We start from the raw sequence: 25412 nt of genomic DNA, 5'->3' as shown, positions 1-25412 counted from the left end.
TTAAGACGCTGGCAATCCGGGTGTGTTGAACAGGCTCTGGTGAAATTCCGGAATGAAGGAAATCACTTCCTGTGCCTCGCCACACCCGGTGCTGGTAAGACAGTCATGGCGGCGACCTTGGCGCAGCGGCTGTTACAGCTAGGCATGATCGACTTGGTATTGTGCTTTTCCCCGTCAATTATTGTGTCGTCGGATTTTCAACAAGCACTGGAGGCCAGTACCAACCAGCGGATGGACGGCCGTCTCGGATCAAAAGGACAGTCGCTGACCTACCAGTCAATGTTGAATCTGCAGGATACGTTTTGGACATTGCTTCAAACCCACCGCGTCCTGGTCATTTTTGATGAAATCCATCACTGCGCTGGCGACAACCTTGAGAATGCCAATGCCTGGGGTCAAACCATCATCCAACATATCCAGGGGCGCGCGGCTTATACCATTGCATTAACCGGTACACCCTGGCGCTCCGACCGTATTCCCATCGCGCTATCGAATTATTGCCAGCACAACAAAATCCGCTGTGATTTTGTGTATGGAATGGCGCAGGCAATACAGGAAAATGTGTGCCGGGCACCGAGCATCACACTGGTGGACAATGACCGCATCGTCGTTAAATGTGGTGATAAAACCGAGAAATATTCGTCCTTCGCTGAACTGCTCAAACTGTCGGATTGCTCCTATCAACAACTGATCGATAACGATGCGCTGATTGTGTACTTATTGAAACAATCCGCGAAAAAATTGATGCAACTTCGCAAGCAACAACTGAATGCGGGCGGCCTTATTGTGGCTACATCGGTAGATCATGCTTATAAAATTGCAACGCTACTGGAGCGTCACTTAGGCCAGCGCGCCTGTGTCGCAACTTATTTGGATGAAGACGCTCACGGTATAATCAATACGTTTAGAAATAGCACCCAACCATGGATTATTTCTGTCGGAATGGTGAGTGAAGGTACCAACATTCCACGGCTGCGTGTGTGCTGTCACTTGACCCGCGTCAAAACAGAATTGCATTTCCGGCAGGTATTAGGGCGTGTTTTACGCATGGGAAATATTCCCGGTGAAAGTTATTTGTACCTACCTGCTGAACCTAATCTAGTGGAATACGCGAACCGCGTCGCCGAAGAAATACCGGAGTCTGCAACCATTCGACGTGAGACTATGCCAAACAGCGACGATGAAAAGCCATTAGCAATAAGGTTGCAGGAACCATTACAAACCGAAGAAATTACAGAAATTATTTTTGAGAATATGTCTGTCGGCGAGCCACAACCTAACACCGTAAGCGTCCAATAAAGCACACATTCCCATTTTGGCCACCAATCATTAGCCTAATCCTTTTTCAACAGAGGAATGATGATGGCCAGATTAACACAAGAGCAATGGCGAGCACTGATTAAGGAGCAAGCCGCCTCAGGACAAACCGCGAAGGCATTTTGCGCAGAGCGCGGGATTGATAATAAATATTTCAGTACACGCAAAAAGCAATTGGCGACGCAACCCGCAGAAAATCGCTTTGTTGCGATAACGACAAAAACCCTCGAAAACCAAAGTATTCAGCTTCACATCGGTGCCACACAGCTGCGTATGCCCACGGGAGTATCGGCGCAATGGTTAGCGGACGTTATTAAGGCGCTTGCATAATGCGCTGCTTTGTTGATCCGCCTGCGATTTTTCTGTACAAGGATGCTATCGATTTTCGCAAATCCATCAATGGCCTCGTCGTAGTGATAGAGCAAGCGTTGGAACGCTCGGCATTTGAGCCTGCGCTGTATGTATTTTGTAATCGCTCGCGCGATAAACTGAAAATTCTTTATTGGGATGCTACAGGCTTTGTACTCTGGTACAAACGTTTGGAAAAAGCCCGCTTTAAGTGGCCAACACAAATTCAAACTGCAACACTTACCTTGAGTGAACAACAATTACAGTGGCTGCTAGGCGGTTATGATGTGATTGGGCATCAACCGGTATTTTTTCAGCAAGCCAGTTAATTATTTTGATGTAACCTCGGTGGTCGTAGTAAAATACGGCCATGCCAAACTCTCATAAATTACTTGTCGAAATTGATTCGCTTAAAGAGCGAAATAAAATATTGGAGCAAGAAATTCGTTTTCTGCGTGAGCAATTCAAGCTGGCGCAAAGCCGCCAATTTGGCACGTCTTCAGAAAAATCCCCAGATCAACTTGATTGGTTATTTAACGAAGCGGAAGTAATAGTAGACGAAATCCCGGCAGACAGTGACGCAGAGATAACAACAGACGCTACAGCGACGGATATCACATCTGCCGCCACTTCAACTAAAAAGAAAACCGGCCGTAAACCATTGCCCGCCGATTTGCCGCGTGAAACACGCATAATTGATATCGCTGATACAGAAAAAATGTGCCCTTGCTGTAATGGCGACTTACACAAAATCGGCGAAGAAAAAAGTGAACAACTGGAATACATTCCCGCCAGTTTAAAAGTCATTGAAACCCTGCGCCTGAAATACGCCTGTCGTCAGTGCGAAAAGAACGATACGAATACGCCGATTGTGATCGCCCCTGTGCCAGCCAGCCCCATTCCCAAAAGCATGGCCACGCCCAGCTTGCTGGCACACATTATCGGCAACAAATACCAATTGGCACTGCCGCTGTATCGCCAGGAAATTATTTTTAAGCAACTGAATATCGACCTCAATCGCAACACCCTGTCCAACTGGATAGTGCGTAGTGCGGATGTTCTTGAAAGGCTATTGCAGCGATTAACAATAACGCTGCTAACACAAACCGCCATCCATGCAGATGAAACGCCAGTGACAGTGCTTCAGGATGACAAAAAAAATAATTACATGTGGGTCTACTGTAGCGGCAGAGATTCTCCTGATCCGAACAGCTCCGCGAACAACATTGTGATTTACGACTATCAACCCAGTCGCGCAGCTGCTTGCCCGAAAGAATTTCTAAGCGGCTATAAAGGCTATTTACAGGTTGATGGTTATGCGGCTTACGAAAGCACTCAAGCAACACTGGCTGGTTGTATGGCTCATGCACGCCGGAAATTTATCGATGCGCAAAAAGTACAACCAAAGGGCAAAGTAGGCCGTGCTGATTGGGCAGTGGCGCACATTCAGAAACTCTACCGTGTGGAAGCGCTACTGAACGACAAAACACCGGAAGAAAAATATACCCTGCGGCAGTTGCATGCTGTACCGCTGCTCACTGAATTTAAAGCATGGCTCGATAAATCAATGGAACAAACGCCCCCTAAATCCACATTAGGTCATGCGGTCGCATACACGCTGCGACAATGGAGAAAGCTCACTACCTACACACAACATGGACAGCTGTGCATCGACAATAATCGCGCGGAGCGCGCCGTAAAACCCTTTGTGATCGGCCGCAAAAACTGGCTGTTTAGCAACACCGCCAGCGGTGCGAGAGCCAGCGCTATTTTATATTCGATTATCGAAACGGCTAAGGCAAATGGCCTGAATCCGGTAAAGTATGTTGAGCATTTGCTGACAGAAATCCCTAAGCGCAATACAGATGATGGACTTGAAGATTTGATGCCTTGGCAAGTAAATCTAGGTGTGGTTGGTTAGACGCTTACCTAACACCGACGATCCGCAACCTATTCAAATTTCCATGCTGGCGCAATCCTATGACACCACCATCAATGTGTTTGGCCGGTTTCGTCAGGAATTGCTGCAACTACATCGACTGTATGCCTGTGAATCTGGAACCACCTTATAAACGCTGGGCTTAATGGGAAATTATTTACGTAACATTTCCTCAGGTCGAATTTTTATCAGAGCTCGTAGATCTAAGTTCGGAATAGCTTTTGCATTAGCGAATATTCTTTCAATTAAGCGTAACTGTTCTGCATTATTTTTTTCCAAGATCGAAACTTCAGCCTTTAAACGCTCAATTTGTTCAACCAATTTGACATCAGAAGCTGTAACCGCCGTGTATAAAGATGGGGTTATGCCACGAAGTTGGACCTTTTTCTTTTTGAAGCAGACGTTGATGCCTGAATATGTACACAGCGTTTGGCGTGTTGTTTCAATATCCAATTCAAGCTTGATCCGTTCAACCAAAGCCTCCCAAGTGAGTTTGCCAGTCCATTTTGTTAATACGACTTCTATTTTTCGTTGTTGCTGCGCTGATATTTTCGGTGCCGCCATTTTAAGCCCCCTTCTCAGATAGCCCAAAAGATAATAATAGCGACTGCAATTGAGGATTAACATTTGAGTCTCCATTATCGGACCGACTCTCAATCTGCAATTTTAATGCCCCCTCAAAATCAGGCAGAACACATTTGTAATTACTAACTTCTTTCGTCTGCAGGTTAGACAAATAAAATTCAGATTTTTTAGCCGAGTAGCGAATGATAAAGCCGGCTTGACTGGTCTTCATTAGATGGATTAATTGCGACAAAATGAATGTGTTGCGTGAATGGATAACATACCACCGCTGCATCGCATGAGAGACTGGTAATCGAATATCAATAGAAACCGCATCAAGCCTCGACTTTTGAAACGACAAATCCTTCTCAAAGAATTCGATTGCCTTAACATCTCCTGCAACATGGCAAGCCTCAGAACACATAAAACACTGAGAGACAAAATCGTTTAAATAATCACAAGGGGTACTAGTCAAGTCTTGGGTGCAGACACCCGTTGAGGTGAGTGAAGCTAAAAGATTCGTTGTGTTCGTAATATTTTCCTGCGCAACAACTCGAATTTCTCGTGTGTCGTTTTCAGCTCTGTTAAATGTAATCCGTACTCGATCAGCCCGATCTTCATGACTGGAATGGATATACGTGGTCGTCTGCTCTGGGTTTATCCTACCCGACCAAGATGTAATGAGCTCATTCGGAATATCGCTAAGATGGGCAAGGGTGTTTCCAAAGTGGCGAAGACTATGAGGGCGAACAGCTAACTCAGATGAGAAACCATAATCTTCAAAAATAGTTTGCGTTCTAGAATCAGATAGTCTGTGTGCAGCTAACACTCCCAACGTACTTAATGGAGCTAACGCAAACGGAGATATTTGAAACGGCTTTCCACCAGAACCACGTCCACCTCCGGCCCTGCCATAGATCCAATTTCCTTGCATGCAAAATAGAGCATCTGCAAGCCTAATACTAGATTCACCTGTTGAATAAGAGAGTGGAAAACTCGGCATTAGCGATTTTACAAAATAAAAAAGCCACCACTCTTGAACTTCCCCTACCGTAGCTGTCAGCGCGCCCGGAAATGCCTTTTTGAATGGCTTAGGGAGTATGTCGTAACCGAACAAATATGGCAGACTTGAATACGGACTACCCTTTGTAATAGACGTACTTAACCTATCATTTAAAGTCAGGCAATAAATCGGTTTTTCTTCGAAAAATTGACGTCTTGTGAAGTTATTAGCTCCCGAAAGTTCTGCTCCGACTTTCAGAATTTGAATTTTATCGTCGACCTCATAGAAACCAATTACATAACCCAATGTAAAGAGATTGGGGGGACAATCGAGGTTCAGATGTTTTATTCTTTCTTCTTCAATATTAAAACTGCCAAGCAACTCTTTCAGAGTTTGTTTGGGGTTTTCATAAAAGCGGCATAAAATTCTAGCTGGCTCACAAAGAGTGAAGAAGAAATTGATAGCTTTTTCGAGCTCCCCAGACAAAGCTCCAAGTACATGCATTTTACTATCTTTAAAACCCTTACTTCCTTGCCAATCGAGGAAATAGACTGGCTCACCTTCTCCTTCTGAATAACTTTTCAGTCTTTGCTTCGGCATTACAGGGACTTCTGCAGACAGTCGACTTGGAGATGCCAGACCTAACAACGCATAGGTAACAACCCAAGCGTCTTTGATATTTACCTCTTTGTCACTTAGTCCATCAGAACTGACGTTTTTAAAAACTGCTGCAAAAATACTTCCCAGAGCAATCAAAGATTCAATTTCTGGAAGTTTTTCCACACGAGCATCAAATTCTGCATGACCAGTTCTATCACGATCATCACTACTACTGCTAAATGAAATATTTTGCATCAGGCCATTATCAACACAAAATGTAATGAATGGCCGTAAACGCTCACCATCCTTAGCACTTTCCAAGCATCGACTGACTATTGTCGATTCAGTTTGAGCATAGAGCTCACCAGTCATAGTAGACAAAAGCTTCCTGGCTATTGAAACACGAGTTTGTTTCGCAGAAACAGATAATGACGTATTCGTGGTCTCAATGATCCAAATTTTAATTAGATAGTTATACGGATATGGAAGTGCAAACTCTGCTTTGTCTCCAGCAGAATTTTTGCCTTTTATCCCATGAAGCCCGCAAAGATATCGAGTTTTTCGGCCTGTATTTGGGTCAATATGAATCCAAATTCGATCATCAAAATTGGCTCCTTTCCCACTAGGATCTTCAAACTGAGGAAGAGGATGTTTTCGATACTCAGTAATTAACGAATCAAGACGATCGCGGTATTTATTTAGCATCGATGGCCTTTTTCTTCATGATTATTTCGTCGCAAATCGAAATTGTGAGCTTCACCCATTCGATTTGTCGTTGTAATTTTTCGATACTTCGGATATGGAGAGGATTTAAGATGGAGACTTTATTTAATCTCAATTTTTCATCTGCAAGTTTTAATATTGATCGATGGTCGGCTTCCAATATAGGGCGGAAATTGGGACAACCATAACATGCTAACGGACGCCCCAAAGCGGCCGAACAATTCATGCACGAAGTTTTGCACTGAGCCCCGCCAATTTCATTGAACTGCTGATCAAAAATGATCTCATCACCCTCTGGCACCAAAGTTATAGTGCTCGTGAATGCCTGTTTTAAAAACTCATTGCCGACGTAGTTCGTGTCGATCATTCGTCTGGATTCATAATCCATATCGACATAATGCCTCGCTGCCGGAACTGTTACACCTGTTATCCTTGCCAACTGTGTAGCCGACAAACCTTCCTGCGCACCTCGCGTTAAAACTGTATGACGAATCCTATTGTTTGTAGCAAAGCAATCTGAAAGCCGATCAGAAACTATCTCGACCCTTCTGATTGAGTTCGTTATCGCACCTTCACCAATATGAAACGCAGTAGAGAGTGGTGTAAAAATACTCCTAAACACCCCACTGGAGTCGAATTCCGTACTAAACAGTATGCTTTCAGGAAACATCGGCATATCATTCATGACGTGCAACAACTCTGTCGTTTCGAAATTCACCTCCAACGACTTCAGATGAAGTAATAACCCTGTTAAGTACAGTTTTTTGTAGTTAACTAGAATCGAGGATAGATCTTCTGAAAGATAAATTGGATAACGTTCGGGAAACGATCGAGAAGCCTTTTCACCACTTTCCTTTGCATAAAAAACTCGAAGCTGCAAAGCTTGGGCACCAATTGAGCCAAGTTCATCCGACGGTTTAATATTTGAATCATTGAAACTTTCACCAGTTGGAATCAAGTCACCCCATTTTAAAATCGATAACTGGATTGGCCGCCGAACTGTCGACAACATTAACTTGTTGGTTACACTATTTCGTAGTTCTCCAAAACCACCTGTGCTTTGAAGATAGTAGGATAATTCACGCGGCAAAGTCCATTCAAAACCACGAAGCCTACTGTTTACTTGTTTCGCCAGTGAATCGAATTCAATTTCACTTAGCGCGCCTTTAGATGGATCTAGGGAGTTAGATTCTTGTGTGTCCAAATGGCTCGTTGTAAATTGATAATACTCATCAAAATGTTTGCACCCTTGTTTTGATAAAGTCCCAAAAAATTGGTTTAGCCCTTTCTTGTTACTTGTATTCAACCCACTCCATGCAGTTCTGATGCTAGTTAGTGTTGGAATTCCATTTATCAAAGTTGGTTTGGTATTATAAACGATACCCGCAGCCGTACTTGCACTCTTCGTTCTAACGTAGTGAATTAGTACATCAAGAATCAATTTCCTATCTTCTGCGTCCATTGGAGAGTTGTATATCCATTCAACTCGAATCTTATGCCCTTTCCCTTTATTCGGAAGGATATGCCATTCGTGATCTTGCACATTTACCATCATTCCCGATTTGGCAGTAATCAAAGTTACCTGATCTCTATCATCCACTTCGGCAGCTAGCGAACCAATCATTAATGTCATTGGCTATCCACTCTTTTTTGATGTGCAAGAGATATTTCTTTAGCTTTCTGCGCCAAACGTTTGTCGTTATAAGTCTGAGTCATAATTGATGATTCTGACCAGCCCATTGCGTATTTGCGGATGTCTTCAAGCAATTTGTGGTCTACACCCTGCAGCTCTCCTTCCTTATCGAAGATCTCATTCCACTTGTGTCGTAACAAATGTGGATGAATGTGAAACTGTAGCGCATCAGAAAGTTTCTGAAAAATTGTGTTTATCGACTTCAGCGAAATCGGTTGACCAATGGTCCCTCTCGAATTTTTCTCACTTATGAAAATAAAGTCATGCGATTGTTGTTTGGGAGTATTTGCACGATGATGGTCAATATAGAGTTTGATCTGCCGCATTAAGACAGGTGAAATAGTCGCCAAATGTGCTTTGGTTTTTTGATTTGGTTTATCGAGCCGGGAATCCGTTGGATCGTCTCCTGATCGGTAGATGGATATTTGGTCAAACGAGCCAGAGAAATGGCAATCCGAAATCTTCAACTTTGCCAATGCACCACGTCTTATTCCGGTCTGGTACAGGACGGAAACAATTAGATAGTTTCTAACCTTAGATCCTGTAAACGGATTATTTGGAGATGATGGTAGTATCATTTCCAAAAGTCTAGCGAAGACGCCATCAGGGATAACGGATTCTGTGGAACCTGCAACTCTCTGTGATCGATTACTACCTATCCCTTCTTCATCTAATTTAATTCTTGAAATTAGCTTATGAAATCTATTGGAAAGGACTTTATCAACGCTGTATAGATCATGAAAATGCTCAAATAGCCATATGCAGTACTCACGAAACCTCCTAACTCGCCCCTGTAGAGTTTCATTGGAGACTTTTGCCATCGATTTTTGATTTGCTGTAATTATATTTCGCAATGTTTTATCGCTAATTTTTTGAAGCGACACTGCATTACTATCAATTGAATCTTTCTGAAAACAACTTGCGTCGTAGAACTGCAAGTACTCCCTTTCACTGACAAGCTGCCCCGTCGCCATTCTCGTTGGTAAATCAATGCCTAAACTAGCAAATTGCTGGAGTACAAAGGTTAGCTCAACGGCCTTCCTCAGCTGCGTATTAAACGACTGATTAGCGAGTGTAGACAGATAAGCACTGACAAAGGGGTCGAACGGGCAGTCGCAATCATCTACGATTGCAACAAAAGATTTGTGATTAAACTGGTATTTCTTGAGCCGGATTGGTTGCAAAACATGTCATCCGATTAGTACCAAACCCACAATATAAATAACTTATGAGATATGTAAAGATATTTTTAAATAAAATGCATATATATTAGTTGGTTACATAGAAGGAGACACAATAAAAGCTTTACAAAATATTTATTGGCTACTTTTTGCCACCTGATAGGCACACCATCACCTTATCGCCATCCTCAATCATACTGTAATCGACAATAGCGCTGCCCACTTGCCGCCGCAGACGTTTTTGCAGCTTATTAAATTCCAGGCGATCTTTGCGAACAGGCATTTCTTTCATAGGATTCACAGCACTAAAAATAAGAGAGCCAGTGATCGACTACTTCGGTCACTGAAAAGCGCGCATTGTACGGATTTTGGACGCAAGATGAAATCTATCCCAACGTAAACTTACCTCAGGTTTTATCGGCCATCGGCAAGGCTTTGCCGCTAGCGCGCCAAAATTGTGTGGATTTTCAACATCGGCACCTTGGATTTCTAACCGCAAGACCAAGGGAATCGCCACAGCCCCCTATAATTCTCTGCTACAGGGCTGGCATAGGCTTTGCTCTAATCACTTAAACTCAGTAAAAGCGGCCATCCCGTGCGCTGCAGCCTTAGGGTTAGCGAATAGCTGAGTCTCTCCACTCGAGGAACCTTTATGTCTTTTTTGAAAAAACTATTCAATAAAACCCTGTTTAAAGGTTCCAGTACTGCGACCGAGTCACTTACAGCACCATCATTAGTGACTAACTTAGCACTCGCCAGTCAAATCCCTCCTCAGTATTTACCGCTCTGGGAGTTGCAAAACAAACGCCAGCTTTTAGAAGTTAAAATTGGCAAAGCCAATCGCACTTACCAAACCATGATTATTGCCTTAGACATAGAGCGCGGACTGCTGTGGCTTGATGATTTATTTCCCCAGCAGCTGCTGTTAGAGATAGGGGACACTATTACACTGCGCCATCACCGCCACGGTGAGCAGCTTATTATTGAAGCCAATGTCCTTGCACTGGGACGTCAATATGGTGCCAGCGGTTTAGCCATCAGCCTACCGAAGACCACAAGCTATAGCCCTCGCCGCGTGCACCCTCGCTATGCCGTCACCGCGCCCAGCCCGCTTATGGCGAAGATTCGCACGCTCGGTCAAGACCCCTGCTCTGGCACACTGCAAGATATTTCTATTGGCGGTATGCGTTTGCAAGTGCCGGGCAATATGCTCGCCCAACTACGTCACGGCGCACTCATCCCCCTGTGCGAAATCCCCTTAAGCAAAGAGCTGCAATTGCGCTGCCGCGCGCGTATTTGCTCGTTCAAAATCAGCCGCGACCCTTTTCGCAGTACGCATATCAGTTTAGAGTTTATTGATTTAAATGCTGAAAAAAAGCAACAGCTCTCCTATTTTCTACAAGGCTCTCATCAACCGCAGACCACTGCTGAACATGCAGCTTGAGTTCATCACCTCAGCTGTTATCGACATAACCTGGGCTAAAACAGATTATTACGCTTTTGGCTCGAGATATCATAAATCTGTTCTAGGCTTTCAATAGTATTGATAGCCCTTATCTTCGCCTTGAAAACTCAGAAATTATTACGGATATTATTATGCGCAACAACGGTCATGTAACGGGACGTGAAGTTCATTTATCAGCTCATGATGAAATTGTTTCTTCATCTAATTTACGCGGTGATATTGAGTTTTGTAATGACACATTTATACGAATTTCAGGCTTTACTCATGATGAGCTACTGCATCAACCACACAGTATTTTGCGTCACCCACAGATGCCCCCTGCGGCGTTTGAAATGCTTTGGAGCGCGCTAAAGGCGGGGCGACCATGGATGGGCATGGTAAAAAACCGCTGTAAAAATGGGGATTATTATTGGGTAAATGCTTATGTCACTCCATTGAGCGAAAAAGGGAAAATTTACGGCTATGAATCAGTTCGCACCAAAGCGAACCCTGACGTTATTGAGCGCGCTGAAGCAGTTTATACCCGCCTTAATACGGGCTTACCCGCATACAGCCAAGCCAAATCAATCTGGAGCCAATGGGGCAATAGTATCATGGCGGGCCTAGCCAGCTGGATTCTCTTAGTGCTCATGCAATTCTTTATTGGCGATGTGAACGGCGTTAGTTTACTTGCTATGGGAGCAGTGTCTGCACTCATAACATTTGGCATACGCCAACTTCAGCAAACCCACCTCCAACAAGCACTCACAGAAGCGCGCAAAACCATTCAAGACCCCTTTGCCGCTTATATTTATACTGGTCGTTGTGACAGTACTGGCGAGATCGAATTGGCTCAACTTGCGATTAAAGCGCGCCTGCGTACTGCCTTAGGGCGTTTTGGCGAATCCGCGCGGGAACTACAAAACAAATCTGACACAGTACATCACCACTCACGCAAAACCTATGAAGGCATGACTGAGCAGCAGCGCGAAACGGCGAATGTCGCCAATGCAATGCAACAAATGACTCTAGCAGTGCAGGAAGTCGCTACCGGTGCCACCCAAACCTCTGGTGCCACCAGCCTTGCCTTAGCCGATGTGGGAAAAGGTAATAAAGTTATTCAAGCAGCCCGCAGCGCCATTGATGATCTATCTCACACCGTGAGCAATCTCAGCACCGTCATGGGCAAGCTATCAGAAGACAGCGACAAAATTGCCAGTGTCGTCGATGTGATTCGCAGCATTGCAGAGCAAACAAATTTGCTCGCACTCAATGCCGCGATTGAAGCTGCCCGCGCCGGTGAGCAAGGGCGTGGTTTTGCGGTAGTGGCTGATGAAGTGCGCTCACTGGCGCAGCGAACCCAAGAGTCCACACAGCACATTCAAGAGATTATTGGCAACCTCGGTCGAGCGACAGATGATGCCAGCGATAACATGAAAAACTGCCTATCGCTCGTTGAGCGCAGTGTTGATGAAATGGACAATGTTGGCAGCGCACTTGCTGCCATATCCCAATCGGTCGTCACCATCGATCAAATGTCCCATCAGATTGCAACGGCGGCGGAGGAGCAGTCCTCCATGGCACTTGAAATTGAACGCAACACTTCTTCCATTGCACAAATTTCAGATCAAACACAACGAGAAGTCGACATTACCGACAGCCTCAGCCAAGAAATGGCAACCCTTTCTCAGCGCCAATTAGATTTAATAACGCGCTTCAACTAAAGTGAGAGAACAGGAAAACTGCACAAGATTTTTGAGCGTAACTTGGTTAAGCTAGAACCCTTTAAATACGCTCAAATTCATTTACTTCTAAAGGATTTTCGAATTCCTCATGCTCACTAGCTCTCTGCGCGATACTGAACCCGCTGTCACTTCCGACCAACTACTTCAACTTGATCGCAAGCATATTTGGCATCCTTATACTTCTTTTATTAAACCTGGATTTATTGCGCCAGTAAGTCATGCTAATGGCGTGCATCTACACTTAGCCGATGGCACTTCACTTATTGACGGTATGTCATCCTGGTGGTCTACCCTGCATGGCTATAATCATCCGCAGCTCAACAAAGCGGTGACAGATCAGCTGAGTAAAATGGCGCATGTAATGTTTGCTGGATTCACTCATGAGCCCGCCGTAAAACTTGCCGCCAAACTCGCCGAAATTTCACCTGCGGGGTTAAACAAAGTCTTTTTTTCTGACTCTGGATCAGTGGCTGTCGAAGTTGCATTGAAAATGGCACTGCAATATTGGAACTCTCAAGGCCAAGCGCAGCGCACGACTTTTTTAACGTTTAAGGGCGGTTATCATGGCGACACCTTTGGCGCCATGTCGGTATGCGACCCGCACTCGGGTATGCACCACCTGTTTCATCATACGCTTTCACATCATTTTTTTGCCGAAGCACCACCAGCGGGATTCAACACGCCCTTACAAGATGCGCACATTTCAAAATTCACCCAATTGATTCAGCAACATCGCCAAAAAATTGCGGCCGTGATTATTGAGCCCATTATGCAGGGAGCGGGTGGAATACGTTTTTATCCCCCCGCATTTTTAGCGCGGGTGCGAGCACTTTGCGATGAACACAAAATTTTATTAATTGTGGATGAAATAGCTACAGGCTTTGGTCGCACCGGTAAACTTTTCGCATGCGAACATGCAGGTATTAGCCCCGACATTATGTGCGTTGGCAAAGCACTCAGTGGTGGCTATATCACCCTCGCCGCCACTCTGTGTAATGACAAGGTAAGCAACGGGATTTGCAGCGGTGAAAATGCCGTGCTCATGCACGGCCCCACCTATATGGCGAACCCCCTCGCCTGCGCAGTTGCCAACGCAAGTATTGAACTGTTACTCAGTGAAGACTGGCAGGCAAAAGTAAATGCGATTGCAGAGCAGATGCGGGTAGAACTCGCCCCCTGTGCAGACTTTTCTTACGTTAAAGATGTACGTGTCTTGGGTGCTATTGGTGCAGTGGAATTACACGATGATCTCGACTTAAGCAATTTATCTGAGCGTTTTATGGCGCAAGGTGTGTGGCTGCGCCCCTTTGGAAAGGTTATTTATTTGATGCCTCCCTTTATCATAACCCCCGAGGAACTGAGCAAGCTCACTTCGGCGGTACTTAAGGTAGTCTCCAAGCTCACTAAAAAATAGAGAAAAAAATCCCCGCAATGCGGGGATTTTTTCATGCTAACAAAGCCAATCAACTGATTTTTTTAATGCCTACTGCGGCGCGCACCTGCTCCAAGAGTGGCTTACTGTAAGCACGCGCTTTAGCCGCGCCTTCTTGCAAAACCGTCTCAATATGTACTGGGTCTGCCATCAAGGTTTCATAGCGCTCACGTGCAGGGGCTAATTGCCCATTGATTAGCTCAAACAACTGCCGCTTCGCTTCACCCCAGGCAATGCCATCCGCAAACGCTTGGCGCATACCAGCAGTTTGTTCTGGAGTCGCAAAAGCCTGCCAAATCTGAAACACCGCCGAGGTGTCTGGGTCCTTGGGCTCACCGGGTTCCAGTAAGTTAGTTAAAATTTTATTAATCGATTTTTTTAGCTGTTTTTCCGGCAAAAAGAGCGGAATAGTGTTGCCATAACTCTTGCTCATTTTACGGCCATCTAGGCCTTGTAAAATTGACGTTTCAGCATCTACCTGCGCCTCTGGCAATACAAAATGCTCACCATAGTGATGATTAAAACGCGCGGCTATGTCACGCGCCATCTCGACATGCTGGATTTGATCCTTACCGACCGGTACTTTTTTGGCATTGAACATGAGTATGTCGGCAGCCATCAAAATTGGGTAAGAATAAAGCCCCATAGTCACACCGAAATCTGCATCTTCACCCGCTTCTTTGTTTGCATCTACCGCAGCCTTGTATGCATGGGCGCGATTCATCAAGCCCTTAGCGGCCATGCAGGTGAGCATCCAGCACAGTTCAGGAATTTCCGGTACATCAGACTGGCGATAGAAAATAGCATTCTGGGTATCCAGTCCTAAAGCGAGCCATGTAGCCGCTATTTCACGGGTAGACTGATGTACCAACGCGGGATCATGGCATTTAATAAGCGCATGAAAATCCGCTAAAAAATAAAATGACTGCACATCTGCACGCTGACTCGCGGCGATTGCGGGGCGAATAGCACCGACATAGTTACCCAAATGAGGGGTGCCTGTGGTGGTAATTCCGGTTAATACGCGCTCTTGGCTCATGGGAGGGGCTTCTTATTCAAATGAGTTGTACATGGCTTATAAATTTAGGGCGCAATCATACAGGCATGCAGCGCTAATTTGCACAAACCCAAGGGGATAATTCTTCCAATAATAGTTAGGATTTTTGAAAAAAACTCCACGCGCAACTTACGAAGCGACGTAATGTTGATCTGCATTGCTGAGAATATAGGTATCAAAACCTGCCTGAGTGAGCAATTGAACCGCCACATCACAGCGACGCCCCGAATCATCGGTCACTATATAAACACAGCGATCATCTAACTCTTTAAGGCTATTACGTAATTGATTGAGAGGAATATTGCGGCTTTGAGGAATAGAACTAAAACGTCGCTCTAACGGCAAACGTACATCGAGCAACTGATACATTGGCGCATCTCCTGCTCGCTGTTTCAGCTCTTCGGCAGTAATAAATTTCTGTACAGGTTGCTGTAATAATTCACGAAAATCGTTCTTTAGCAGACACTTCAGTTTTCCGGGTGTCAGCATTTTAACGGTGGCATTGCGTGTGGTATCACCCACAAGTGCCTCTTCGCCAAAATAATCTCCTGGGCGTAAGGCCGCGAGAATTTTTCCGCTGCCATCCATTACCGTTGCGCTGCCCGACTCTAATACATAAAAATACTCACCACGCTCGCCCTGCTTAACAACCACTTCATCTGCTTGTACTTTTTTGGATCTGAAACGAATGAATAATTGACGAATATTGGAAGGGGGTAATTTAACGAACAATGGTGCCTGCAGGAGTGTTGACATCCAATCACTGTCATCATCACTGTCTATTTGGATATCATCTACCGTCTCCTCGCCGCCACTTTCACTCCAAGCCATAACCAGGTCTAAAAAGTCAGAATCCACGGCCAAAAGGGTCACCGCAGATTTTGCTATTGCAGACACCTGCGTCGGCTGGCTCACATTGAGCGGTGAGCGCTGAGACTCACTGGTAGGATCAAGGGTGAGTATTTGAAAAGAAGAATCAATCAAATCTACTGTGCCGCTGACCAGATACAGTTTTTCAGGAAAAGGGCGGCCCCGCTTAAAGATAATCGTGCCTTTCGTAACTTCACGCAGCGTCGCTTTTTCAGCAATCTGGCTTAAATACTCATGGGTGAGCGTATTAAAGGGGGTAAAGGATGCCAATACATCCAGACTAATCGCCATAATTACAACTCCAGCCGAAACCACCTGAAAGCAGGAAATAGATTAAGTTCGACATTTCTATCAATATGAAAACCGGTTCAAATTAGCATTGGATAGTCAATGAAATCAAGAAACCGCAAAAGGCGAGAGTATAAACAGAGGGGGCTTGAAGATGTCGTATAAGTCCCGAGTCTTAGGACTGGTTCACATCCTAAGTGAGAGTGATAGCGCGCTCACTTAGGCTTGTTTAGTATTTACTCAAGTAGTTAGGCTCGCTCTATCAGCGCAACTGGTGCCGTCGGATAACAATAGAACTCACACGCCACTTGGTACAAATACCATGCATCCCGTGCGCCCGCTAATTCACGAATGGAGTGCATACCAAAGGTAGGCACTCCCACATCAATTGTCTTAACACCAACTTCTGACGCTACCACTGGGCCTATAGTGCTGCCGCAGCCCATATCCGTACGCGCAACAAACGATTGTACTGGCACTTGAGCACGGGCACATAGTAGACGAAAAAACGCACTGCTCTCACTGGTGGTGGCATAACGCTGATTCGCATTTACCTTTATGACGGGACCACGGTTAAGCAGCGGACCATGATTCTCATCATGCTTGTCCATAAAGTTAGGGTGAATACCGTGAGCGTTGTCGGCTGAAATCATAGCGGAGCGCTCAATTACACGAACTCTCGTGTCCACATCTGGCATCAAACGCTCTAAGAATTGCTGCAGCATCGGCCCCTTGGCACCACAGCAAGATGCACTACCCACTTCTTCATGATCAGTACAAATAAGCAAACTACTCACCGTAGGATCAGCTTCAAGTAAAGACTTTAAGCCTATGAAACAACTCAATAAATTATCCAAGCGAGCACTGGCGATAAAGTCCTGCTTTAACCCCACCAACGCTGGAGCTTGGGTGTCATAAAGGCTTATTTCGTAATCGAGAAGCTGTGCAACCTCAAGCTGCGGCTGCTCTTGCTTAAGCTGCGCTAATAGTAGTTCGCGCCAGTCAGGTGCTGGCGTCTCTTCAGTTTCCAGTTGCAGAACTAGAGGCACTATGTCTTTTTGAGGATTGATAGTGCGACCCGTGTTGGCCTCGCGATCTAGATGAATCGCCAAGCTCGGCACAGTCGCAACAGGCAGCTTAAAATCGATGAGCGCACTGCGAATATTGCCCTGCGCATCGCTATAGCTCACACGCCCCGCCATGGATAAGTCACGATCAAACCAAGGTGCCAAAAGCGCACCGCCGTATACTTCCACACCCAATTGATAGTAACCGCGGCGATTAAGCTCAGCGCGCGGTTTCACTTTTAAACACGGACTGTCAGTATGCGCTCCTAGCATACGCAAACCGGTTGTTAATAGTGGCTGCGAGCCATAGACAAAAGCGATTACAGCAGAGTCATTGCGCGTGAGAAAATAGCGTTTACCTGCCTCTAACTGCCAGCTATCCTGCTCAAATATCTGCGTAAAACCCGCGTCTAAAAGCCGTGCAGCCAATTGGCTGGTTGCGTGGAAAGGTGTTGGGGATGCCGCTAAAAATGCCAACATTTCCTCATTAAACGCTTGGTTCGACAGACTCGCAGACATGAAAACCTCGTTAATGTAGCTATTAAAAATAAAATAACCTTAGCTCACAGCTAAGTAACTCAGCCACCGGCGCAAGGTCACTGACGTATGCGCTGACGTTTCTGCCAAGAAACGGTATCGCGCAAATAAACAGGCTCAGCGTCCAAAATATTACTCGCTTCGCCCGCAGCAAAGATAGGTGCGGCCAGCTGCACTATAGCCCTGGCGCTCGGCTGAGCGTCTATAAAAACTGCATAAGGCTGTAGCGCGCCCATAGGTTCATAGTGCCAGCCAGAGCCAACCCCTATCAATTGCCCCTCTAATTCCGTGAGTGACTCATGTAAAATCAATAAATCTGGACGCATAACATACTCAGCGGTGAGTGCAACCAAATGCCCCGCCTCATAGCTAAATAAACCCCAGTAAACCTCTTCCATACGTGCATCTAAGGCGACCAATACAGGCCGATCCACGGCAGCATCCGCCCCTTGGTAGTAAGCCAGAGCCATAGCAGCAAGCGTAGAAATGGGTACAACAGGCAATTGGGCACCAAAGGCAAGCCCCTGTACTATTCCCATGCAAATGCGCAAGCCAGTAAACGAACCGGGGCCACGACCAAATGCTATAGCATCAAGGTCTTCAAGACCTAAATTCGCTTGCTGGAGCAGTTCATCTACCATGGGCAATAGTCGCTGGGTATGACTTTTAGCCGCAATTTCATCGATAGCGAATAGCTCGCCATTGAGGCTGAGAGCTACAGAACAGGCATCAGTAGAAGAATCTAAGGCAAGAATTAAACTCATAAGGGAATCAAACTCACGGATGGGATCATAAAACGGTAGAGCAAGATAAAAAAATAGGCTCTTGAGAGCCTATTTAATTGCACATATAAAAGGTGCTAAACAATAAAAGGTGCTAAACATAAGATGCTTGAACAAAAAACGGGCTGAAGCCGCTTAGCCTAAAACAGTTAACAACTGTTGGCGAATTGCGTCAACGCTGCCTACACCACTAATGCGAGTGTACTTAGGTGCGCGCGGCTTACCTGTTGCTGCCAAAGCCTGATAGAAACCGACTAAAGGTTTGGTTTGTGCGTGATAGACACTCAAACGCTTGCGCACTGTCTCTTCGAGATCATCTGGGCGTTGCACTAATGGCTCGCCCGTCAAATCATCGTGGCCAGCTACTTTAGGTGCATTGTGAATGACATGATATACGCGACCAGACGCCTCATGCACACGGCGACCACTCAAGCGCGCAACGATCTCTTCGTCAGCCACATCAATTTCAATAATAAAATCTATATCCACACCGGCATCCAACAGCGCTTCAGCCTGCGGAATGGTGCGTGGAAAGCCATCAAACAAAAAGCCATTCGCACAATCGCTCGCGCTGATGCGCTCTTTTACCAAGGCGATAATCAAATCGTCAGAAACCAAACCGCCTGCCGCCATAATGTCTTTAGCTTGCAGACCTAGAGACGTCCCCGCTTTCACTGCAGCACGCAACATGTCACCCGTTGAAATCTGTGGAATACCAAACTTCTCCATGATCAATTGCGCCTGAGTTCCTTTACCTGCTCCGGGCGCGCCCAACAATATCACTCTCATTTTGGATTGCTCCTCAGCATTATTTTTCTCGGGCCAAGGGGAATACACCCTGCATGTCCACGAACACCGGCACAAAATGCCCAATAAAAGAGGCGTTACGATACACGCCCATGACGCCAATCACAATACACAAGCGTATTACCGCATTTTCATCCACCGTAAAGCACCAGGCAACTATGATTTAGAAGTGGGGGTTTTCGCAAACGCAATTACTTCCATCCTAAAATATTTGTTTTTTTAGCCATACGCTCCTAAAATGCAACCCATTAACTCCAACCTCATAGGATATAGTCATGGCCAAACCTGTTGAATTAGACGACTATGATCGCAAGATCTTACGTGCATTGCAGGAAAATGCTGATTATTCCATGGCAGACTTGGGCAATATGATTGGACTGTCCCACACCCCTTGCTGGCGACGTCTTAAGCGTTTAGAAGCAGAGGGGATTATTCGCGGCAAGGTGACACTCCTCAACCCCAAGCTATTAAATTTGGGGGTGACAGTACACGCCTACATCACAATTAAAAATCACGAAGGTAATTCACTAGAAGCCTTTGAAGCTTCGGTACAAAATATTCCTGAAGTTGTTGAGTGCTATTCCACTAGCGGTGATAAAGACTATGTTTTGCGTGTAGTCGTGGAGAGCGTAGAACACTACGAACACCTCATGAAAGAAACATTGATACACCTACCCAATATTGGTTCAATTAATTCAGCATTTGCACTGAAACAAGTGAAGTACACCACTCAACTTCCTATTTAAACTCTTAATATAGAGTTTTCTAAAACACAAAATTAGCATCATTAAATAACAATAAAACTATATTTTTAATTGAAGCTCTATAAAATTAAGCCATAAAAAAGCGGCGCCTTGGCCGCTTTTTTATACTTCAATTTTTGTATTAAACACTAAACCTTAAATGCACCTAATAGCTGCCGCAACTGCACGGAAAGCTCATTTAAACGCTGACTTACCTGTGCGGTTTTAGTCGCGCCTTCAGCATTATTCATAGCTAACGAATTTATCTGTACTAAATTTTTATCTATCTCAGCAGTCACCGTGCTCTGCTCTTCAGCTGCCGTCGCTATCTGTATTGTCATATCAGAAATACCTTTTACAGCTGAGCTAATACCCTGCAGCGACTCACCGGCTTCATTGGCAGACTGTACTGCCTCAGAGGTCATACTCGCACTGGAGCTCATTGCCTCCACCGCATGCTGTACCCCCGATTGAAGTTGGCTCAGCATACCGTGAATATCTTCAGTGGATTGCTGCGTGCGACTGGCAAGGGTACGCACCTCATCAGCCACTACTGCAAAACCACGCCCTTGCTCTCCAGCTCGCGCCGCTTCAATCGCAGCGTTCAGTGCTAACAAGTTGGTTTGCTCTGCCACACCGCGAATAACATCTATCACTGAAGTGACATTTTTAGCCTCATTCTCTAGGCGTACCATAATATCTGCGGTTTGAGTAATTCGAGTTGAAAGGCTTTGTACCCGCTCAACGGCAAGATGTATGCGCGACTGGCCTACATCGGTAATCGCCGCCGCGTCTTTTGTGCTCTGCGCGGTACTGTTAGTATTGCGTGCCACCTCTTGAATAGCCATGGTTAACTCATTAACCGCCGTTACCACCATAGTGATGGCATGACACTGCTCATCTGCAGCAGTTTGACTATCAGATGAAACCATTAACAGCGACTCAGCGGTACTGGAAACATCTGCTGTATTGGCCAAAACATTACTGATTAAATGCTGCAACTTATCCATAAAACGGTTGATATTGGTCGCCAATTCACCCAGCTCATCGGTGCTATCAACATGAATACGAATGGTGAGATCACCATCACCTTCAGCAATATTCTGGATGCGATCATTAATACGCTGCAAAGGCTGCGTGACCACAAGCGGTAATACATAAGCAGCCAAAAGACTAACTAGGGTCGCAACCACGACCAAAATAACCAAATGCGTGGACACCCTTTCTTCTTGTGCATCTATCAATAAAGTAAAATCATCTACATGTGCTAAGCGTTTTTCCTCAAGCTCATCAATATAGGTACGCAAATGATTGAACGTATCATTAGCTGTACCAAAAGAGCTTTTCTGGGCTAATTGACGCCCTTCTTGCCCACCAGATCGCACATTATTGATCACTTCATCGGACAAGGTTTTCCACGCATTAAAGCGACGATCAAACTCATCACTCTCTGCTTTAGTTGCTGTGTCTGACGTTGCTAAAGACTCATGTACACGATCATAGGCTTGCTTGGCGTTTTCACTAAGTTCAGTCAGTATTTGAGGGGAAAACCCTACCTCCAACATTGACCGCTCTGCCACCAATGCTTGGTAGAGATCTCGGTCTGCTTGTATTAACAGTTGAATTTCAGGGAGATTGGTTTTTGCGATAGTGCTTGCATTTGCACTGAGTGCACTACTGCTTTTAATGGCATAAATACCCATATAAAACACCAGCAACACCAAAATAATGAGGGGAAGGCTTAGCTTCCAGCGAAAGCTAAGATTTTGATACCAACTAAACATAACAACTCCTTGAGCAAAATTTTATTACCTTGCTTAAGCTTAGCTGAAGTTAATGTTTTAGCTGCTTTTTCAAACGCTTTCACATAAGTACTTAATATTGAGATAGTCCTCTAATCCATACTTAGAGCCTTCACGCCCCCAGCCAGACTGTTTAACACCGCCAAAAGGCGCCATCTCATTAGAAATAAGCCCGCAATTAATGCCGACCATCCCTACTTCCAACAGCTGAGCAACACGCCAGCGGCGCTCAGCACAAGCGGTATAAAAATAAGCGGACAAACCATAAATACTGTCATTGGCCAATGCCACAACCTCTTCTTCTGTATCAAAAGGAATCAGTGCAGCAACAGGTCCAAAAATCTCCTCTGTACAAAGTGCAGCGTCAGTCGCCACATGGGTTAATACTTTTATACTTGCATAGTGACCGCCAAACTCATTTGTATTTGGAAGACCGCTGTCATAGGCAAGTGTCGCGCCTTTTTCAAGCGCATCATCCACTAGCCTACTCACTTTTTCGCATGCTTTAGCGCTGATTAATGGACCTGTTGTTGTCTCCGGCGCAAAACCATCCCCCAATCTTAATTGGCTTACCGCTGCGATAAACTGCTCGACAAAAACAGGATAAATCTCACGCTGAATATAAAAACGATTAGCGCATACACAGGTCTGACCCGCATTGCGAAACTTAGCCGCTAATGCCCCTTGCACAGCCGCCGCTATATCCGCATCGGCAAATACTATAAAAGGGGCGTTCCCGCCTAATTCTAAGGTGATTTTTTTGACACTAGCGGCGCATTGACTAATCAACTGTTTTCCCACCGCAGTAGAGCCAGTAAATGACATTTTTTTAACCTGAGAGTTATCGCTAAACTCTCGCCCTATAGCCGCGGAATCTGTGCCGCACACAATATTGATGACCCCCGCAGGCACGCCAGCCACTTGTGCCAAATAAGCCAACGCCAAGGCGGAGAGCGGAGTTTCTGACGCAGGTTTTGCAACTACCGCGCAACCTGCTGCCAATGCCGGTGCTAATTTTCGGGCGAGCATGGCGCTAGGGAAGTTCCAGGGAGTAATGGCCGCGACCACACCAACTGGCTCCTTAACAACTAAAATACGCTGCTGCCTATCGGCAGGGCCAATCACATCACCATAAATGCGCTTGGCTTCATCGGCAAACCAATCTATATAACTCGCACCATAAGCAATTTCAGCGCGGGCCTCCGCTATAGGGCGACCCTGCTCGAGGGTTAATATGCGGGCTAAGTCCTCTTGATTGCCCATCACCAAATCAAACCAACGACGTAAAACTTGACTGCGTGCTTTACCCGTTTGCGCGGCCCATTGCACCTGCGCTTTGCTAGCCGCCGCAATCGCCTGTGCAGCTTCGGCGACACCCGCATCAGCCACCGTGGCAATGGCCTGATTATTAGCTGGATTAAAAACAGAAAACGTTGCGTTATTGTTTGCAGCCAACCACTGGCCGTCAATGAACAACTGATCGCGCCAAAGTTGTGGATTCTCTAAATAGATTGGAGGCTTTATTGAGGACATTGTCATTCGCTAAACACCTTGCGCTAAGCGCGAAAAGCCTCCCTTGCAGAGGCTTAAATTGATGAACAGATATTAATTTTTATGAATTTTTAAACTCACCTTCGCTAAGCGAGTATTTTTCATTGCCAAGACCACAAAATCTACGTGCCCCAAACTCACCCTGTCACCCACAACCGGGTAGCGATACTTGCTGAGGATATAACGAGCAATACTCCAATTGGCCATATCTCCCGGAACGGGGAATTGATACAGCTCGCCCAGCGGCGCCAATTTGGCCCGTGGCGTAATCACGAACTCGCCAAAGTATTCCCGTGCCGACAGTCGATCTACTTCTTGGACCCCCACGAGTAAAGCATCCAAACGCTCCAACTCACTGGGTAAACTCAACATAAAAATATGATCGTTAGCCAAAAATTTTTCATCTTTATTCAATGCAACCGGATTGCCATCGCGGAGTAAGCACAATAATTGTGTCTTGCTCGGAAGCGGTAAATTGCCCACAGCGCGCCGCAGCGCAGGGCTGTCTTCCGCCAGTTTATAACCCACAAACTCATGGCCTACCTGCCCTGGGACTCCCAACTCCACCCGCTGAACACGGGTGCTACTGCTCGGCACATCCAACTTCATCCAACGCGCTAAGGGCCCTACAGTCCAACCTTGAACCACGAGAGAAATCAACACAATAAAGAAAGCGATGTTAAAAAAGAAATTCCAATTTTCCATCCCCGCCAACCAAGGGAACATGGCTAGCACAATAGGCACTGCACCGCGCAATCCGACCCAACTAATAAAGAATTTTTCCTGCCAAGAAAACTGGAACGGCATTAGACACAGCCACACCGCTATAGGGCGCGCAAAGAACATCAGCAACACGCCGACCAAGATCGCGCTCGATGCATAGTTCATAAGCTCATGGGGCGACACCAACAACCCCAACATGAGAAACAGACTGATTTGTGCCAGCCACGCGAATCCATCGTGAAAACGCTGAATATTATAAAGGCCACGGGAAACCTGATTCCCCACCATTAAGCCCGCCAAATATACCGCCAAAAAGCCACTGGCTTGTAATACGGCGGCAAAACCGTAAATGAATATCCCACCAAACAAGGCCAGCAAGGGATAAAGCCCTGGGCTAAGCGAAAGCCGCCCCACCCCATAGGCCAAGATGCGCCCACCGACCACACCCACTAAAGCACCGCAACCCATTTGCCAAGCAAAACTCCCCAGCATTAACCAGCTGATACCTGTTTGTTTATTGACGATGTATTCCACCAATAGAATCGTGAGAAATACTGCCATGGGATCATTGAGGCCAGACTCTAATTCTAAAGTAGCCCCCACCCGCGACTTGAGCGTCAAGTTTTGATTGGTCAACACCGAAAACACTGCCGCCGCATCCGTCGAGCCAACAATGGCACCCAATAAAAAGCCTTCCACCCAAGAGAGATTTAAAATCCAAGCCGCCAATGCCCCGCAGAGCCCCACGGTAATCACTACCCCAAAAGTCGCCAGCGAGAGTGCAGGCCGAAGCCCTACGCGAAACAGGTCGATCTCGGTACGCAAGCCACCATCAAACAAAATGACAGCTAACGCCAAGCTGCCCATAAAGTAGGCAGCCTGTACGTTTTCGAACTGCAGGCCCAAAAGCCCATCTTCACCGGCCAACATACCGATAATTAAAAACACCAATAGCAGAGGCATTCCCATGCGCGGCGACAGTGTTGTTGCCAGTATGCTGATTAGGAACAGCGCACCGCCAAAAAGAATCAGCTGATTGAGTGCATCCATGAATAAGACCTGTTAAATCAATAATTTAGTAAAACGTTACACGGATATTACTACAAGTCTAGCCTAAAGTTCGCAAAGCTTTTCCGTAACCCGATGGTGTAAATCCTGCTATCATCGCCGCATATTCATTTATTCGTTAAGTTGTG

Annotated in this window: 21 protein-coding genes and 1 pseudogene; 9 read left to right on the top strand and 13 right to left on the bottom strand. The window is 45.8% G+C overall.

From position 1 onward, the window contains the following. Window positions 1–39: 39 nt before the first annotated feature. The 5 genes from AC0KUT_RS09760 to AC0KUT_RS09740 are packed head-to-tail and all read left to right on the top strand — an operon-like array spanning window position 40 to window position 3737. Window positions 40–1299, top strand: a complete 1260-nt coding sequence (locus tag AC0KUT_RS09760) for a DEAD/DEAH box helicase (protein WP_488835495.1) — start codon at window positions 40–42, stop codon at window positions 1297–1299. Between the two features lie 57 nt (window positions 1300–1356). Further along, window positions 1357–1647 (top strand): IS66 family insertion sequence element accessory protein TnpA, encoded by a 291-nt coding sequence (gene tnpA / locus AC0KUT_RS09755; RefSeq protein ID WP_488830258.1) that lies wholly within the window; start codon window positions 1357–1359, stop codon window positions 1645–1647. Further along, window positions 1647–1994, top strand: a complete 348-nt coding sequence (gene tnpB, locus AC0KUT_RS09750) for an IS66 family insertion sequence element accessory protein TnpB (RefSeq protein ID WP_488830146.1) — start codon at window positions 1647–1649, stop codon at window positions 1992–1994. The genes tnpA and tnpB overlap by 1 nt, the downstream gene beginning before the upstream one ends. Window positions 1995–2035: 41 nt before the next feature. Beyond that, window positions 2036–3586 (top strand): IS66 family transposase, encoded by a 1551-nt coding sequence (gene tnpC / locus AC0KUT_RS09745; protein ID WP_488830256.1) that lies wholly within the window; start codon window positions 2036–2038, stop codon window positions 3584–3586. Next, window positions 3573–3737, top strand: coding sequence for a hypothetical protein (locus tag AC0KUT_RS09740; RefSeq protein WP_488835493.1), 165 nt, complete (start codon window positions 3573–3575; stop codon window positions 3735–3737). Before tnpC ends, AC0KUT_RS09740 begins: the two co-directional genes overlap by 14 nt. Before the next feature lie 20 nt (window positions 3738–3757). Here the strand turns inward: AC0KUT_RS09740 and AC0KUT_RS09735 are convergent, their stop codons facing one another. From AC0KUT_RS09735 to AC0KUT_RS09715, 5 genes and pseudogenes are all read right to left on the bottom strand, one after another. Continuing rightward, complete coding sequence (locus tag AC0KUT_RS09735) at window positions 3758–4168, bottom strand: hypothetical protein (protein WP_488835491.1); 411 nt, start codon at window positions 4166–4168, stop codon at window positions 3758–3760. A gap of 1 nt (window position 4169) precedes the next feature. Continuing rightward, window positions 4170–6476, bottom strand: coding sequence for a hypothetical protein (locus AC0KUT_RS09730; RefSeq protein ID WP_488835489.1), 2307 nt, complete (start codon window positions 6474–6476; stop codon window positions 4170–4172). Further along, window positions 6466–8127, bottom strand: coding sequence for a hypothetical protein (locus tag AC0KUT_RS09725; protein ID WP_488835488.1), 1662 nt, complete (start codon window positions 8125–8127; stop codon window positions 6466–6468). The genes AC0KUT_RS09730 and AC0KUT_RS09725 overlap by 11 nt, the downstream gene beginning before the upstream one ends. Next, window positions 8124–9371, bottom strand: a complete 1248-nt coding sequence (locus AC0KUT_RS09720) for a site-specific integrase (protein WP_488835486.1) — start codon at window positions 9369–9371, stop codon at window positions 8124–8126. The genes AC0KUT_RS09725 and AC0KUT_RS09720 overlap by 4 nt, the downstream gene beginning before the upstream one ends. A gap of 145 nt (window positions 9372–9516) precedes the next feature. Continuing rightward, a pseudogene (locus tag AC0KUT_RS09715) lies at window positions 9517–9651 on the bottom strand (tRNA 2-thiocytidine(32) synthetase TtcA); the annotation flags it as partial. A gap of 369 nt (window positions 9652–10020) precedes the next feature. On the opposite strand from AC0KUT_RS09715, the gene AC0KUT_RS09710 reads away from it, so the two are divergent. From AC0KUT_RS09710 to bioA, 3 genes are all read left to right on the top strand, one after another. Further along, window positions 10021–10812 (top strand): flagellar brake protein, encoded by a 792-nt coding sequence (locus AC0KUT_RS09710; RefSeq protein ID WP_488835484.1) that lies wholly within the window; start codon window positions 10021–10023, stop codon window positions 10810–10812. 152 nt (window positions 10813–10964) lie between these two features. Continuing rightward, window positions 10965–12536 (top strand): methyl-accepting chemotaxis protein, encoded by a 1572-nt coding sequence (locus tag AC0KUT_RS09705; protein WP_488835483.1) that lies wholly within the window; start codon window positions 10965–10967, stop codon window positions 12534–12536. Window positions 12537–12645: 109 nt separating this feature from the next. Continuing rightward, window positions 12646–13971, top strand: coding sequence for an adenosylmethionine--8-amino-7-oxononanoate transaminase (bioA, locus tag AC0KUT_RS09700; protein ID WP_488835481.1), 1326 nt, complete (start codon window positions 12646–12648; stop codon window positions 13969–13971). Between the two features lie 49 nt (window positions 13972–14020). On the opposite strand, the gene AC0KUT_RS09695 is transcribed toward bioA, so the two are convergent. The 5 genes from AC0KUT_RS09695 to adk form a co-directional block, all read right to left on the bottom strand. Next, the gene (locus tag AC0KUT_RS09695) at window positions 14021–15028 is read right to left on the bottom strand and encodes a tryptophan--tRNA ligase (RefSeq protein ID WP_488835480.1); all 1008 of its coding nucleotides are present in this window, start codon (window positions 15026–15028) and stop codon (window positions 14021–14023) included. A gap of 147 nt (window positions 15029–15175) precedes the next feature. After that, a complete protein-coding gene (locus tag AC0KUT_RS09690; RefSeq protein WP_488835479.1) occupies window positions 15176–16207 on the bottom strand; it encodes a cyclic nucleotide-binding domain-containing protein in 1032 nt (343 codons plus the stop codon). Window positions 16208–16452: 245 nt separating this feature from the next. Beyond that, entirely contained in the window at window positions 16453–17790 is a 1338-nt protein-coding gene (locus AC0KUT_RS09685; protein WP_488835477.1) for a M18 family aminopeptidase, read from the bottom strand. 77 nt (window positions 17791–17867) lie between these two features. After that, window positions 17868–18572: a tRNA (adenosine(37)-N6)-threonylcarbamoyltransferase complex dimerization subunit type 1 TsaB gene (gene tsaB, locus AC0KUT_RS09680; RefSeq protein ID WP_488835476.1), complete on the bottom strand. Its 705-nt coding sequence runs from the start codon at window positions 18570–18572 to the stop codon at window positions 17868–17870. Between the two features lie 153 nt (window positions 18573–18725). Next, window positions 18726–19379 carry an adenylate kinase gene (gene adk, locus AC0KUT_RS09675; RefSeq protein WP_488835474.1) on the bottom strand — a complete coding sequence of 218 codons (654 nt, stop codon included), beginning with the start codon at window positions 19377–19379 and terminating at the stop codon, window positions 18726–18728. 293 nt (window positions 19380–19672) lie between these two features. Between adk and AC0KUT_RS09670 the strand changes: the two genes are divergently transcribed. Next, window positions 19673–20143 (top strand): Lrp/AsnC family transcriptional regulator, encoded by a 471-nt coding sequence (locus tag AC0KUT_RS09670; RefSeq protein WP_488835472.1) that lies wholly within the window; start codon window positions 19673–19675, stop codon window positions 20141–20143. 146 nt (window positions 20144–20289) lie between these two features. Here AC0KUT_RS09670 and AC0KUT_RS09665 read toward each other — a convergent pair whose 3' ends face one another. The 3 genes from AC0KUT_RS09665 to AC0KUT_RS09655 form a co-directional block, all read right to left on the bottom strand. Next, window positions 20290–21924, bottom strand: a complete 1635-nt coding sequence (locus AC0KUT_RS09665; protein WP_488835470.1) for a methyl-accepting chemotaxis protein — start codon at window positions 21922–21924, stop codon at window positions 20290–20292. Window positions 21925–21993: 69 nt separating this feature from the next. Beyond that, the gene (locus AC0KUT_RS09660) at window positions 21994–23481 is read right to left on the bottom strand and encodes an NAD-dependent succinate-semialdehyde dehydrogenase (RefSeq protein ID WP_488835469.1); all 1488 of its coding nucleotides are present in this window, start codon (window positions 23479–23481) and stop codon (window positions 21994–21996) included. Between the two features lie 66 nt (window positions 23482–23547). Further along, window positions 23548–25266 (bottom strand): potassium/proton antiporter, encoded by a 1719-nt coding sequence (locus AC0KUT_RS09655; protein WP_488835468.1) that lies wholly within the window; start codon window positions 25264–25266, stop codon window positions 23548–23550. Window positions 25267–25412 lie beyond the last annotated feature (146 nt).

The sequence above is a fragment of the Cellvibrio sp. 25HG11W-0 genome, from assembly GCF_057815475.1.
The sequence above is the reverse complement of the archived record's forward strand: the minus strand, read 5'-3'. Positions and strand labels throughout refer to the sequence as shown.

What these genes read in the sequence shown, in the direction of transcription:
- tnpA (WP_488830258.1), top strand. Translation starts at nt 1,357, where the DNA reads ATGATGATGGCCAGATTAACACAAGAGCAATGGCGAGCACTGATTAAG.
- tnpB (WP_488830146.1), top strand. Translation starts at nt 1,647, where the DNA reads ATGCGCTGCTTTGTTGATCCGCCTGCGATTTTTCTGTACAAGGATGCT.
- tnpC (WP_488830256.1), top strand. Translation starts at nt 2,036, where the DNA reads ATGCCAAACTCTCATAAATTACTTGTCGAAATTGATTCGCTTAAAGAG.
- AC0KUT_RS09735 (WP_488835491.1), bottom strand. Translation starts at nt 4,168, where the DNA reads ATGGCGGCACCGAAAATATCAGCGCAGCAACAACGAAAAATAGAAGTC.
- AC0KUT_RS09730 (WP_488835489.1), bottom strand. Translation starts at nt 6,476, where the DNA reads ATGCTAAATAAATACCGCGATCGTCTTGATTCGTTAATTACTGAGTAT.
- AC0KUT_RS09725 (WP_488835488.1), bottom strand. Translation starts at nt 8,127, where the DNA reads ATGACATTAATGATTGGTTCGCTAGCTGCCGAAGTGGATGATAGAGAT.
- AC0KUT_RS09710 (WP_488835484.1), top strand. Translation starts at nt 10,021, where the DNA reads ATGTCTTTTTTGAAAAAACTATTCAATAAAACCCTGTTTAAAGGTTCC.
- AC0KUT_RS09705 (WP_488835483.1), top strand. Translation starts at nt 10,965, where the DNA reads ATGCGCAACAACGGTCATGTAACGGGACGTGAAGTTCATTTATCAGCT.
- bioA (WP_488835481.1), top strand. Translation starts at nt 12,646, where the DNA reads ATGCTCACTAGCTCTCTGCGCGATACTGAACCCGCTGTCACTTCCGAC.
- AC0KUT_RS09695 (WP_488835480.1), bottom strand. Translation starts at nt 15,028, where the DNA reads ATGAGCCAAGAGCGCGTATTAACCGGAATTACCACCACAGGCACCCCT.
- AC0KUT_RS09690 (WP_488835479.1), bottom strand. Translation starts at nt 16,207, where the DNA reads ATGGCGATTAGTCTGGATGTATTGGCATCCTTTACCCCCTTTAATACG.
- AC0KUT_RS09685 (WP_488835477.1), bottom strand. Translation starts at nt 17,790, where the DNA reads ATGTCTGCGAGTCTGTCGAACCAAGCGTTTAATGAGGAAATGTTGGCA.
- tsaB (WP_488835476.1), bottom strand. Translation starts at nt 18,572, where the DNA reads ATGAGTTTAATTCTTGCCTTAGATTCTTCTACTGATGCCTGTTCTGTA.
- adk (WP_488835474.1), bottom strand. Translation starts at nt 19,379, where the DNA reads ATGAGAGTGATATTGTTGGGCGCGCCCGGAGCAGGTAAAGGAACTCAG.
- AC0KUT_RS09670 (WP_488835472.1), top strand. Translation starts at nt 19,673, where the DNA reads ATGGCCAAACCTGTTGAATTAGACGACTATGATCGCAAGATCTTACGT.
- AC0KUT_RS09665 (WP_488835470.1), bottom strand. Translation starts at nt 21,924, where the DNA reads ATGTTTAGTTGGTATCAAAATCTTAGCTTTCGCTGGAAGCTAAGCCTT.
- AC0KUT_RS09660 (WP_488835469.1), bottom strand. Translation starts at nt 23,481, where the DNA reads ATGACAATGTCCTCAATAAAGCCTCCAATCTATTTAGAGAATCCACAA.
- AC0KUT_RS09655 (WP_488835468.1), bottom strand. Translation starts at nt 25,266, where the DNA reads ATGGATGCACTCAATCAGCTGATTCTTTTTGGCGGTGCGCTGTTCCTA.